The following is a 13525-nucleotide window of genomic DNA, read 5'->3' as shown; positions in this document are numbered from 1 at the left end:
GCAATTGAAAATTGACAATATCATTATTTTTCCTTTACAGTAGGATATTTAATGCCCAATTGTTCTAAATAGGTTTTATATTTAGTTGGGTCGTAATAATATTTACTCATTTCAGGACGGAATTTCTCCATAATCTCTTTATTCAGTTGAATAGCCGGTTTATCGTCTTTCGAAATCAGTGGTGTATATTTTATCTCTTTGGTTTGTTCTTTATTATAATACTCCCACGCCTTCTGAATGATTTCCGGTTTAAAAAGCATATCTAATACTGTCAATGCCTCTACTTTTGCCCCTGCTGTACAACCTTTATGTGCAATTGGGGTAGCCATAGTGATAGCATTTGCCCAGTGATGCCCGGGCATACCCGGCATATTTGACGGATAACGAAGCACAACGGTTGGTAAAGACCATGAAATATCTGCAATATCATCAGAACCGCCCTGACGTATAATATTCGGCGAATACACAGGTTCAGACATCGTATCTAATTTAATGGCTAAACCATCAGCTTTAGGTGATTGCAGTTCTTTCTGGCTTGCTTTTGCCAATAACTGGTCTTCTGCTGACCATTGCGGCAAACCTACTCGCTTGATATTGTAAAACATGGTTTCGGCAATAGGTTTATTGAAATGCCCCGGCCATGCACTCCCCAATATCTCATAAGTAAACTTGGTATCGGTCATGATAGAAGCCCCTTGTGCCATCTTGATACCATTCTCAAACAAATTCTTGATTTTCGGGTAAGTACGCTCTCTGAAATAATACCATACTGTAGCTTTAGAAGGTACCACATTGGGTTGGTCGCCACCATCTGAGATAACATAATGCGAGCGTTGCGTAGTTTCCAGGTGTTCACGTTTATAATTCCAGGCAATGTTCATGAGTTCTACGGCATCTAAGGCACTTCTGCCACGCCACGGAGCCCCTGCTGCATGCGCAGCAGCACCCTCAAAATGAAACTTTACAGAAATCAGTCCGGTATTTCCGGCATCTCCCCACGATACACCGAGGTTATCGCCTACGTGAGTAAAAATACAGGCATCTACATCTTTAAAATAGCCGTCACGCACATAAATAGCCTTGGCTCCTACCTGCTCTTCGGCTATACCCGGCCATAACATGAGCGTACCTGATATTTTTTCACGCTCCATAATCTCCTTTAAGGCAAGCATAGCCGTGATATTCAACGCCTGACCTGAATTATGGCCTTCGCCGTGTCCGGGTGCACCTTCTACAATCGGGTCTTTGTAAGCAACCCCGGGTTTCTGAGAGGCTTTCGGAATACAGTCCACATCAGAGCCGATAGCAATCACAGGTTTACCCGAACCCCACTTAGCTATCCATGCAGTAGGCATTCCGGCTACTCCCCTTTCAATGGTAAAACCATTTTTCTCTAATAGATTTGTCAGATACTTCGTTGTTTCAAATTCCTGAAAGCCTAATTCGCCAAAACTGAAAATCTGGTCATTGACTTCCTGCGTAAATTTCTGACGTTCGTCAATCTTTTTAATAACTTCCTGTTTCAGCAATTCAAGCTTATCAGGTACAGGAGCAGTATCCTTTTTCTTTTTTTGAGAAAAAGCAATACTACTGCTCAAAAGTAAAGTAAGAGCGAAGATGAAGTGTTTCTTCATGACAGTATGTTTAGTTTAGGTTTACTTGGGGAACTGGCTCTTGTCGAGACCCGGCACAATTTTCAATGCGTTCTTATAATACACTTTCTTCAACACTTCGTCTGATAGCCCTAAACCATACATTTTCCAATACGCATGGTATTTTTTGTGATAAGGGAAATACTCATCTTCTGATTCTAATACACGGAAATACGTCTGGTATTCGTCAGGTACCCACGAGTCTTTACCGAATAGAATACGATCCTGACGTTTTTCAAAAAATTTCTTGGCTGTACGTGGCTGGCGACCCAACTCGGCAATTACCGCCCCGATTTCGGCATACATATTCGGGAATGCGTCCATCAGGCTATCTAATTTTGCTAAATTGTTTGGATACCAACCCATGTGGGCATTAATAAAGATAGTTTTAGGATTTTTTCTAAAAACATTGTGTTGTTGTTCAATCAATTGTTCCCAGGTATAATCTTTGCCTTCTGCCGCATTACGTTTACGACCCGGATGAGTTTTCAGCTCTAACCAACGTTCATTCTGGGCATTGAGTGGGTCCCAGAAAGAAGAAGGGTCAGCCGTATGAATCAAAACCGGAATACCCAGCTCACCCGCTTTTTTCCAGACAGGGTCAATACGAGCATCATCTACAGGTACTAATTTGCCATTATCTTTTACACTAAATCCAAGGCTTTTGTAGATTTTCAGACCTTTGGCACCCCGAAGTTTCACATCGTCTTCTAAAGTTTTCACCGCTTTGGCTGTCCAGTCAGGGTCACCTATTTTAGAGAAATCAATATTAGTAAAAATGGCAAAACGGGTCGGGTAATAAGATTTTACCGTTTCTATCTGCTTTACCAGTCCTGCTGTACTTCTGGCTTCATCCTGATTAAACCCTCGTCCACTTAAATTTACCATAAGACCCATATTCATTTTATCCATTTCGGTAATCAACTTATTCAGGTCTTCTTTGCTGTTCAATTCCCATTGATGGTTATGAATATCTATAAAAGGGAATTTAGCACGTGTAATTGCCTTACCCGGAACAACAAGGGTAGATTTTGGCTCGTATTCTTCAAAAGTAACGGCTCCGGCGTTGTCGCCGATTTTTATTTGTTGAGCGTATAAATGGCTGGTAGTCAATAGAACAGTGGCGGCCAATGCAAACTTTTTCATTAATTTATCTTAGGGAGTTTATAAATGTTTTATGCAAGATAATGAAAAAGATAAAATTCCGGTAGAAGAATGGCATCTTTCAAGACAAGACCATGCAAAATGCCGATAAAATTCAATAAAAGCACTTTTTACTCCTATGATAAGTAAATCCATGAAGAGAATAGCTGATAAATCTATTCCTATTTACGACTGGTTTTAAATGTCAGAGGTCTTTTATTTATCAATGAGCTTATTTCACATCAGGTATTAATTCTATGGTGCCTACAGATTTATACTTGTAAATCTTATCCTATAAAGAATCAATTCATTCCTTTACTATTCTCATTGCTTCATTCCCAATTCTTCACGAACTTTGCGGCCTGTCTGAAATAAAAAATACCTCATTCAATGATACATACTACAAGTGAAGCCCTTTTTGCTAAAGCCAAAAACTATATTCCGGGAGGGGTTAATTCTCCTGTGAGAGCGTTTAAATCGGTAGGGGGTAATCCTATCTTTATTAAAAAAGCAAAAGGCGCCTATATTTATGACGAAGACGACAATCAATACATCGAGCTCATTAACTCGTGGGGGCCTATGATATTAGGCCATGCCTATGCCCCTGTTGAAGAAGCTGTAAAAGCAGCCATTCAGCACTCTTTTTCATTTGGTGCACCAACCCGCAAAGAGGTAGAAATGGCTGAACTGATTATCGACATGGTACCTTCTATCGAAAAAGTAAGAATGGTCAACTCCGGAACAGAAGCTACAATGGCGGCTATCCGGGTAGCCCGCGGGTTTACAGGACGGGATAAAATTATCAAGTTTGAAGGCTGTTATCACGGGCATGGCGATTCGTTTCTGATTGCCGCAGGTAGTGGAGCAGTAACTATGGGCGTACCTGATAGTCCGGGTGTAACCAAAGGCGTAGCAAATGATACCCTTACAGCCCCATTTAATAATCTTGCAGCCGTACAGCAATTGGTTGATGCCAACAAGAACCAGATTGCCGCTTTAATATTAGAACCCGTAGTAGGCAATATGGGTACTGTACTACCGCAGGAAGGCTTTCTTGAAAACCTGCGTGAACTGTGTACCAAAGAAGGAATTGTGTTGATTTTTGATGAAGTAATGACAGGTTTTCGTCTGGCTAAAGGTGGCGCACAGGAGCGTTTCAATATTATGCCTGATTTGACAACCCTTGGTAAAATTATTGGTGGAGGTATGCCTGTGGGTGCTTATGGTGGGCGTAAAGAAATTATGGACTGTGTATCTCCCCAAGGCCCTGTGTATCAGGCAGGTACTTTATCGGGCAATCCGATAGCGATGGCGGCAGGCTATGCTATGCTTACCTATCTGAACGAGCACCCTGAAGTATATACTACACTGGAAAAAACCGGAGAAAAACTGGTAAGTGGTATAAGAGAAATATTGAAAAAATTGCAGTTAAACTACCAGATTAACCATATCGGGTCGATGTATAGTTTATTCTTTACCGATACGCCTGTAGTTGATTTTGAGACCGCTAAAACTTCCGATATTCCACGATTCGGTAAGTATTTCCATGCTATGTTGAATAGAGGCGTTTATCTGGCTCCGTCACAGTACGAAGCACTTTTCTTATCCACTGCCCTTACCGACGAGCATATTCAGGCCATTTTACAGGCCAATGAAGAGAGTCTGAGAGAAATAATGTCTTAAAAATTCTTAATAAAGAATAATTATGCTGAATTTTTCGTTCTGAAAGCATATATTTTTTATTATCTTTGCACCCATGTTTTTGAAAAGACCATATACCGCCCTTTTGTTTGTCGTTATTGTATTGTCATCGGCTTGTTCGGCTAAGTTTGCCAGATTGCAGAAAAAAGGTACAACCGAAGAAAAATACGCTGCGGCCAACGAATACTATAAAAAGGGAGACTATTACAAAGCTGGTCTGCTTTTTGAGGAAATTATACCGTTATTGAAGGGAGATTCACTGGCGGAAAATGCACAGTTTTATAATGCTTATGCCCAGTTTCAGCAAAAGCAATACAGCATGAGTTCTTATTTATTCAAGAGCTTTTATGCAACGTATGCGAATAGTCCGATGGCTGAGGAAGCATTTTATATGTATGCGTATTCGACCTATAAGGATTCTCCGAACTATAACCTTGACCAGACGAATACCCTGACAGCGATTGATGCTTTACAGACATTTATTAATAGTTTTCCGGACAGTAAATACGCACAGAACTGTAATGAACACCTGCTCGATTTAAGACATCGGTTAGAAGAAAAAGCCTACGAAAAGGCCAAGTTGTATTACAAAACCAGTGGGGTAACTATTGTAAACTTTAAAGCCGCCGTAGTAACCATAGATAATTTCCAGAAAGATTTTCCTGATTCGCAGTATAACGAAGAATTATCTTATCTGAAAGTGCAGTCACAATATGATTACGCAATGGTGAGTTTTGAGAATAAACAGAAAGAACGTTTCTTAGATGTTTTGAAATTCTATGAAGCATTTATAGATGCCTATCCGAAGAGCAAATACATTAAACAAGCTCAAAAAGCCTATGATGGTGCCAATAAAGAGTTGGAACGTCTGGCTAAACAGGAACAGGAATTAAAAGAATTAAAAGCAAAACAAGCAGCCGAAGCCGCAAAGGCTGATACTGCAACCAAAGGATAAGCCAAAAGTCCGGCGCCTCTAACAGGACTCACTTATCTGCTATCATTACACATAAACACCATACCCCTCCAGAGGCCGGGGTTTTTATATTATGGCAGTAAATCCTTCAATAGTAACAAGAGACGTAGATAAACTTGCCGCCAAAACGGGTAATGTTTATGAGTCTGTATTTATTGTTTCGCAACGTGCGAAACAGGTGGCTGTTAAGACCAAAGAAGAACTAACGCAAAAATTAGCAGAATTTGCTTCGAATATCGACAATTTAGAAGAAATTTTTGAAAACCGTGAGCAAATCGAAATCTCACGTTTCTATGAGCGTCAGCCAAAACCAACTTCTATTGCCTTGGACGAATTTACAGAAGAGAAAGTAGAATATCGTTGGAGAGACGAAGAATAAACTTGTCTTATGCCCATATAAAAAGCGTTGCATTCTATGATTGAGTGCAACGCTTTTTTGTGTTTGTTGTGGGTGGATATAAAATCGGCTTTATATTAAAGTGTCAGCGACTGAAACGGTCCGCCGTGCGGTCGCCGTCTAAGATAACAATGGTAATGTCATCTTACATGTGCGGACTTAAGTCCGGCACCGTATATAAAAAATTCCTTTGTTAATTTAGACGGCGAATTCTATTCGCTGAAACCTTCCAACCATGCCATTATGGACATATTTAAAAACTCATAATCAACACTCCTTAAAACGGATAATCTACTGCAATATTCAGAATCAGGTTTTCCTGCCGCCAGGCTTTTCTTGAGATGGAAATATCTTTAAATACCCATCGCTCTCCCTCTGGTAACCAGGGTTTACGGAATGGCGTTGCTAAATCAAAACGGAGTTTGATATAACTGAAATCCAGGCGAAGTCCAATCCCGCCCCCTACAGCCAATTGTTTATAAAAGTCTTTACCGAACTGAGCTCCTGCATCATAAAATGAGGTATTGGGGTTATACTTTTTCAGCCATACGTTTCCTGCATCAACAAAGAGGGCTAAATTAATGTAGTCAGTTGCTTTATATCTTAACTCTGTGTTTCCTTCTAATCTGATATCACCAAACGAGCGATAACCAAAGATAGATACCGTGAGTGAGTCGGCATAAAAAGCACCCGGCCCTACCGAACGTGCCCTGAATCCTCGCAGACTATTGCTACCTCCTACAAAATATTGCTTAATTTGTGGTAGTTCGTTCGAATTACCATAAGGAATACCATAGCCTACCATTAACCGGTTAGCAATACGCAGACTTGGCGATATATCGTAATAATATCTGATTTCACCATCTAACCGTACAAACTGGGAATAGGCTATACCAAAAAGTGTTTTGGGCGAAGTTTCATCAGAACCCTTCTTGGCAAATAAACTCCCTAAATTTCCGGCTACATCTATTCCACCCGACATATAAAGGAAATGGCGCTTGTTATTTGTTTGTTGTGGTGTATAAGTAATCTGATATTGCCCGCCTAATATCAATTGGTTTTTTAATATTTCTATATAGCGAACAATATCATTAGGGTTGGTACTATTAAAAATCATTTCAACAAACTCTTCACTGATATTCTTAGGCTTCAATACATTGGCATACAATGGGGTCAAGGTATGGAGCACTCTTGGGTTAGGTCGCCACTCATAGCCCCATGAGCCTTCAATAGAAGTCAGTACATATTGGGTATAAGCATACGTTGTGCTATCATCGTTATAGGCCACTCCTCTTTGTTGTAACCAGCCATAAGCTAAATTCAGGTTTGTTTTAGGTAAAGCCTGATTGCGTGCCGGATTGATTCTGTAAAAAGGGAATACAAATCTTGGAAAAGTTAAGTCAATAGTAGCCTTATACCTGCGGAAATTATTCAGATTTGTTTGTTTCCTCCCGCTTACCTGAATATCTGTTCCAATGTTGGCACCTATGTTCAATATCTCGGCTCCTCTGAACATATTTCTGTTCGACCAGTTAATTCCTATCTGAAAACCGACTAAACCATTAGATTTGGAAGCACCTGAGATTTCAGAACGGAGGGCTTTCTTTTTCAGTGGGGTCATGTCATAATGCACATCTATCAGTGCAGAGTCTGAACGTGGCACCAACTCAAAACGATTTCTGACAAATTTAAAATTACGCAGGTTAATCAACCTTGATAAAGAAGCATCATGCACAGTACTACTGTAAATCATACCCGAACGAAAACCGATGGCATCATTAAACACACGTGGTTTATAAGAACGATTCAGGTCTGAAATCTTCATAAATTCCTGCTGCACGTAATTTCTGTTGGTAGTATCAGTTGCATCGGTGTTTACATATATTTCATTGATGCGGTATTGTTTCAGTGAAGTCTGGTTTACAGTAGGTTTTATATCAACATACATATTTACCTTGTAGGTGCTCAGGTTCGTATCTACTTTCACAATCAGGTAATCAGGCCGGAAGAAATAGAAGCCTCTGCGTTTCAGAAACTGGTCAATGCGTTCACGTTCGAGTTTAATTACTTCAAACCGGTAAGGGTTATTTTCCCGCAATAGGGTTCTCCGCTCCGAAAGCCTGAAACTCTTCTGAAAGATACTACTATCTTTGATAGTAAATTGCACCTCGTTAATGGTATAGCGCGGCTTAAGATAGGCTGTATAAAGGCCTCTGGCTTTTTTTCCTTTAATTATCAGTTCACCGGTAGCCGTAGAACGAAAATATCCTTCGTTCTGAAGTGTATTGGCAATAATGGCCGAACTGGTCGTAACAGCTCTTCTATTGGCTAATACAGGAGCCTCTCCGAATCGTTTTCTGAAGAAACTCTTGAAACCTTTTTCCTTTTTAGGTTCTCCGAATAAATAGTAGAATGACACTTTATAAGGCCAACCGAAGATAGTACTATTAGGCTTGGGTCTAATAATTTCCTCAATCTGTCCTTCCAATGCCTTTGCCTCAATCTTACTGACTTTTACGGTAGAATCTGTCTGGATTTTTATATCGGCTCCGGTGTACAAACTCTCTCCTGCCGGTATATGCTTCGTAACCGAACAGCTCCATAAGCCTATCATGCTCAATAGTAGTATGTATTTAGCTGCTCTCATTTTTTCTGTTTACTGAATAATTCCTTAAATGTTTCGTAGTTTAACGTAACCGCAAAACTCACCCCTGTTTCCTGTACGTAACCGTCAAGAATAAAGAATTCGTTTTTGCGATACGCTCTGAACAGATAGCGTCCGTCTTTTGTCAGGTTATAGTTTAAAGCAATGTTATCGAAAATTTCTGTTGAGCTTTTTTGTATGCCCGTTGTATTTTCAATCTGGAAGTTGCGACCCACGGATACCGTTAAACGGTCGTTCAGGAAGGCTTTACTTAAACCCACATTCAGGTCGGTTCTTACGCCCGTACCACCCGCTTGAGCAGCTGAAAAATCTGAATTCAGATTGAAGTCTAATTTTACACCTTTAATCAAATCTCCGGCTAATACATTCAACTGGTCAGTTAATAGTTTACTTACACTCTGCCGTGCAATGGCCTCAGCACCTGCACCAGAGAAGAAATCGGAAGATTGCTGACCTGAAAAACGATTCAATATCAATAAAGAAAACACCTCTTTATTCAAAGCCATCTGGTCTTGTTCAAAAGGCTTGAATAAGCCTTTTTCCTCAACAAAGTTTTTTACATCACTTGACGCTATTTTTTCATCTAACACAATACCAAAGCTAATATCCGGGCTTGATAAGTTTCCTTGCATTTTCAACAACACTTTCACCGGAACTTTACCATAATACCTGGCTCTGGATTCATCGCTTAAAGAGGTTAATTCAGTATTCAGTGAGTAGGCCGCTGTAATATCTATCTGTGCCTTCATTGGGTCTCCTGTCCATAACAGGGTGCTACCTTTCTCTATGGTAAATTGTCTTTTGAGTACCTCAAAAGTCAAATCATACTGACCCGAAGTAAGTTCATACAAACCAAAAATATAGAACTCTCCACTTGGCGTAATACCTGTATTCAGTTGGGCATTGCCTTTAATTTTCAAGGCGTCTCCATTCACCTCATCAATCACAATAGTTAATTGAGACTTATCGTCCACTTCAATATTCAGTGCCATTTCAGAGGCTACATCACTAAAGTTAGTGGCTAAAGCAGTACTATCTTTTGCCAGTGAATCAGCAGCCGCCGGATTCTTCACATTAATAAATTCAACTATGCCATCTGTTTCAGTTTCACCAATAGAATCATCAGGCAGAATTACGGTAATGTCACTGCCTTCTTTCAGGTGTACACTTCCATCAATAGAAGGCGTTGCCCCTACCCCTGTTACATTCAGGTCGGCATCTATAAAGCCCTTGCCATAGAAGAAATCATTGTCTTTCCGGCTACCGTTTAATACCATGAAGTTGCGGGCATCTACATCTAATTTATAACTGAAATCAGGGATATTCTGAATATTAAGATTTCCGGTTACAGTCAGTTTTTGCCCTAAAGTATCGGCTACTACAAAGTTGTTAAACTTAATGTCGCTATTAACAAAAGTCAGCGTCTGGTTATTGAAAATATATTTAGACCCTAATTGTGTAAGGCTCAAAGATACATCATCAAATTTGAGAGAGCCGTTAATTAAAGGTTTGGTAGGTTCACCTTTTAAGGTTAGTCCTCCGCTCAGGTTCCCCTTGGCATTTTTTAGTTGGCCAAAGCTGAAAGCCTGAACGGTTTCAGCACCTAACTTCTTGATGTCCACATCAAAATCAAGTGTGCCTTTCGGTTTCAGGATATAATTGCCCGTTAGCTGAATATCGTTTTTATCGCTCGTAATAGAAGCCTTTGTGGCAATTCTGTCGGCGGTTTCGTTATTGGCATTTACGGCTACATTCCCGATAGGTATCTGCGTAAGCGTAAAATTATTAATCACTAAATCACCTGTAAAGGCCGGAGAAGCCGTCATGTAATTAGCTAATTTGAAATCTCCGTTCAGTTTACCCCCTGCCAGTGTTGAGTCCATAGTGGCTATGGTAACAAAAGGCTTAATATCCAGACTATCTACCTCTACTGTAATCGGCGAATTTGGTTCGTTGGTAGTGCTGTTTACCAATAGTTTTTGTCCGTTTTGCTCTAATAAAAACTGTTTCACCAATAGCCCTTGCTTACCATATTCTATATATCCGGTCGAATCAGAACGCCATTCTTTATAGTCAATCAATGTACCGCCATTACTCAGGTTAATGCGATATTTATCTTCAACAGACTGTACTCTGGTATTAAAAGCAAATCGGTCTTTATTCAGAGAGTCTTTCAAAGCTACATTAGCAGTTAATGTATTGTTAGTTATTTCTCCATTCAAAGAAGTACGTTTGATACTGAAGTCTGACACATTAACTTCACTTATACCTGCATTATAGGTAGCTTTGTCGCCAATGGCATACAATTTCAGATTGGCATTTCTTACTACAGAAGAATCGTATTCTACCAAAGGAACCAATACGGTTGCCTGCAAAGTGGTGTCTTTCTTATTATCAATTTCAGCTATCAGTGTTACGGTTGCCAGCCTGGTTAGTTCTGGCACAAAACTCTGAATAATCGGGTGCTGGTTTACTTTGGCTTTGACACTTATATCGTAGGCTTCTGTAACAGGCGTATAAGGCACATCAGGAATCTTGAAATACTTGTTCACTTCTGTCATAACCATATCCAACAGACGAGTATAATCAAAATTACCTTCTACTTCTGCAGTAGCTATCGGAGACTTCAAAACTATATTATGGCCTTCAGGTGAGTTCTGAATAACCAGATTGGTGGTATCTAAAGGAATTACCTTGCCTGCGGTTTCAATTACTGCCTGATTGATAGATACTGTTCCGATTGGATTTTTCGGGTCAGTTGACGTTAAATCTACTTTTATATCTCCTTTTATCTTCAAATCTTCTGCATAAAGATTCAGCTTTTTCAAATCAACATTATTGATAGATACATTTCCTTCTACAGCCGGATAAGGTTGCGATAAATCAGCTTTGGCTACTAACTTGAAATCGGCGTTCGGGTCGTCTAAATTAGCATTGATATTGGCAATCTGGTTGTGTATATCCCCTTTCAGAATCAGGTTATTATATTCGTAGCCTTTCAATACTGCTTTCTTGGCAGTGCCATCAATGCTTGCATTCATGGTTTTAGGGTCAATGCCTGTACCTTTGGCGTTTACCTCTAAGGTCAGTTTGCCTACATTTTCTGGTTGCTTAATCAGTTTACCTGCGTCAAAATCTTCGAGTGTCAGTTTACCGTCATAAGCCTGATTTTTACCTGCTACAAAGTTCTGTAGTTTGCCTGTAAATACAGCTATGCCAAAATCTGAATTAAGGGAAGCGTCCACCTGCAAATCGTTGGCTTTACCTTTCAGTTTGCCTTTTACGGTTATCTTCTCAGGTATCTCTATTGATTCAGGTATGGTGCCGGGGCCTGCCAATTTAATAATGTCTTTTTTAGTGGTTGACACTTCGTCAATGTCCAAATTAAAGCCTAATTTATTGGCATCAGGCAAACCTGTAATGTTACCTTTAGCTATTACTCTGGTAGCTCCGAATCCGGTGATTGATAATTTCGGAATAGCTAAATTATTAACCCTTCCGGTAATAATACCATCTGCTTTGATAATGTCATTCTGGTTTTCTCTGAATGTCGGATTTTTGGCTAAATCAGGTACCAGCAATAATACATCTTTCATAGCCACCTGGCTTTGTCTGATGTTCATTTTTACTCTTACACTGCCTAAATTATTACTTAAATCGGCAATAGTATCATATTGCATCACCACCTCATCACGAATCACAGTTTGGGGAGTTTTGAGGAATAAATTCCTCAGACCAATCTCTTTATTACCATAAGTAAAGTTGGTTGTAAGGCTCTGTAAGTTCAATCCGCTTTGTTCTGTAAAAGTACTTTTTGCTAATTGACCTGAAATATTAGTTGAACTATACACAAAATTTTTGAGTAATAAAGACAGATTATTTACATCTAAATGCCCATAATCTAACCCTTTCAACTGGCGTGGTGCATACTTATCATCGTACCTGAGTCTTACTTTATTTACCTCAATATTGCTGATGATAGCCGCCCAGCCCGGCCCGGTATCAGTGCTGTTTTCTGCTGGTTTTTTAGCAGGCGTCGGCTGAGGCTTGTTAGCCATTTCAACAAAGGCTTCCGTATTTTCCAAGGCTACTTTTTTGAAAATCACCTTTTGCCCGTTCACATAAATTTTGTCGCCTTCCAGTTCAAGTTTTCCTATTTTCACTCCATTTTTTAAACCGTCTTCTTCACTTTCCATCAACCAGTTAAAATTAGCCAGGGTTACTGTTCCTACATTCAAATCAAGCGTATCGGCGGCGGCTACTTCGGGGTTTACCTTGGTTGGTGGAGCAACCGGACTGGGCTTTACAGACTTATACAATCTTAGTTTGGCAGAGCCGCCATTGGCATTCACATTAGCAAAGTGATATTGCGATTTAGCGATGTTAAACTCCTTAAACTCAGTCGATAAGTCTTTTACATACATGTCTGCATCGGTACCTATAATGGCATCATTATACGTAATCTTTACGTTGTTGAGTTTGACACGTTTTAGACTGATATCGAAAGGGTCAGACGATGAAGTAGTGTCCACAGGTTCTTTCGACATAAAGGCGTCCAGAATGTAGTTGAAGTTGAAAACCGTATCCGGCAAGGTGCGGTTGATATTTACTCTTATCCCTTCTAATTCAATCTGATTGAGTTTTACATTATTGCTTAATAAACCAAGCATGTCCAAATCTACGTGTAGCCGTTTACCTGCCAGTAGCGTATCTTTTTTGAGGTCAGGTACATACACCCCTTCTAAAGTAACCCAGTCGGGAATACGAAAACGGACTTTCTGGACGGAGACAGGCGTGCCTAATTTTTTGCGGAGAAAAGTTACTGCTTGTTTGGTAAGGTAGTCTTGCCCGGTAGGAGACTGCACAAAGACAATTACCAGCCCTACCAGCGCCAATAATCCAACAATAAACCATAAAAAGATGCGTGCAAGTCGTTTCATCAATATCTGTTTGTGGCTTCCCGATTCTTAAAACTATATACTTTTAACGAAAAT

Annotated in this window: 7 protein-coding genes; 3 read left to right on the top strand and 4 right to left on the bottom strand. The window is 39.9% G+C overall.

Features of this window, described 5'->3' with window-relative positions; translation table 11 throughout:
- Positions 1 to 23 precede the first annotated feature (23 nt).
- Together EWM59_RS06040 and EWM59_RS06035 are read right to left on the bottom strand one after the other, a co-directional pair.
- The gene (locus EWM59_RS06040; RefSeq protein ID WP_130020044.1) at positions 24 to 1634 is read right to left on the bottom strand and encodes an amidohydrolase; all 1611 of its coding nucleotides are present in this window, start codon (positions 1632 to 1634) and stop codon (positions 24 to 26) included.
- Positions 1635 to 1655: 21 nt separating this feature from the next.
- Positions 1656 to 2798, bottom strand: a complete 1143-nt coding sequence (locus tag EWM59_RS06035) for an amidohydrolase family protein (protein ID WP_130020043.1) — start codon at positions 2796 to 2798, stop codon at positions 1656 to 1658.
- Positions 2799 to 3185: 387 nt separating this feature from the next.
- On the opposite strand from EWM59_RS06035, the gene hemL reads away from it, so the two are divergent.
- The 3 genes from hemL to EWM59_RS06020 all read left to right on the top strand — a co-directional run bounded on the left by hemL (position 3186) and on the right by EWM59_RS06020 (position 5848).
- Complete coding sequence (hemL, locus tag EWM59_RS06030) at positions 3186 to 4478, top strand: glutamate-1-semialdehyde 2,1-aminomutase (RefSeq protein WP_130020042.1); 1293 nt, start codon at positions 3186 to 3188, stop codon at positions 4476 to 4478.
- A 73-nt stretch (positions 4479 to 4551) separates the two neighbouring features.
- A complete protein-coding gene (locus tag EWM59_RS06025) occupies positions 4552 to 5451 on the top strand; it encodes an outer membrane protein assembly factor BamD (RefSeq protein ID WP_130020041.1) in 900 nt (299 codons plus the stop codon).
- 91 nt (positions 5452 to 5542) lie between these two features.
- Positions 5543 to 5848, top strand: a complete 306-nt coding sequence (locus EWM59_RS06020) for a DNA-directed RNA polymerase subunit omega (RefSeq protein ID WP_130020040.1) — start codon at positions 5543 to 5545, stop codon at positions 5846 to 5848.
- Between the two features lie 295 nt (positions 5849 to 6143).
- Here the strand turns inward: EWM59_RS06020 and tamL are convergent, their stop codons facing one another.
- Both tamL and EWM59_RS06010 read right to left on the bottom strand, forming a co-directional pair.
- On the bottom strand, positions 6144 to 8513 hold the full coding sequence (gene tamL, locus EWM59_RS06015) for a translocation and assembly module lipoprotein TamL (RefSeq protein ID WP_130020039.1): 2370 nt from the start codon (positions 8511 to 8513) through the stop codon (positions 6144 to 6146).
- Positions 8510 to 13471 (bottom strand): translocation/assembly module TamB domain-containing protein, encoded by a 4962-nt coding sequence (locus EWM59_RS06010; protein ID WP_130020038.1) that lies wholly within the window; start codon positions 13469 to 13471, stop codon positions 8510 to 8512. The genes tamL and EWM59_RS06010 overlap by 4 nt, the downstream gene beginning before the upstream one ends.
- Positions 13472 to 13525: the final 54 nt, after the last annotated feature.

It is taken from the genome of Emticicia agri (genome assembly GCF_004168285.1).
GTDB lineage: Bacteria > Bacteroidota > Bacteroidia > Cytophagales > Spirosomataceae > Emticicia > Emticicia agri.
Note: the sequence above shows the minus strand (reverse complement) of the source record. Positions and strands in the feature narration are given on the sequence as shown.

What these genes read in the sequence shown, in the direction of transcription:
- tamL (WP_130020039.1), bottom strand. Translation starts at nt 8,513, where the DNA reads ATGAGAGCAGCTAAATACATACTACTATTGAGCATGATAGGCTTATGG.
- hemL (WP_130020042.1), top strand. Translation starts at nt 3,186, where the DNA reads ATGATACATACTACAAGTGAAGCCCTTTTTGCTAAAGCCAAAAACTAT.
- EWM59_RS06040 (WP_130020044.1), bottom strand. Translation starts at nt 1,634, where the DNA reads ATGAAGAAACACTTCATCTTCGCTCTTACTTTACTTTTGAGCAGTAGT.
- EWM59_RS06025 (WP_130020041.1), top strand. Translation starts at nt 4,552, where the DNA reads ATGTTTTTGAAAAGACCATATACCGCCCTTTTGTTTGTCGTTATTGTA.
- EWM59_RS06020 (WP_130020040.1), top strand. Translation starts at nt 5,543, where the DNA reads ATGGCAGTAAATCCTTCAATAGTAACAAGAGACGTAGATAAACTTGCC.
- EWM59_RS06035 (WP_130020043.1), bottom strand. Translation starts at nt 2,798, where the DNA reads ATGAAAAAGTTTGCATTGGCCGCCACTGTTCTATTGACTACCAGCCAT.
- EWM59_RS06010 (WP_130020038.1), bottom strand. Translation starts at nt 13,471, where the DNA reads ATGAAACGACTTGCACGCATCTTTTTATGGTTTATTGTTGGATTATTG.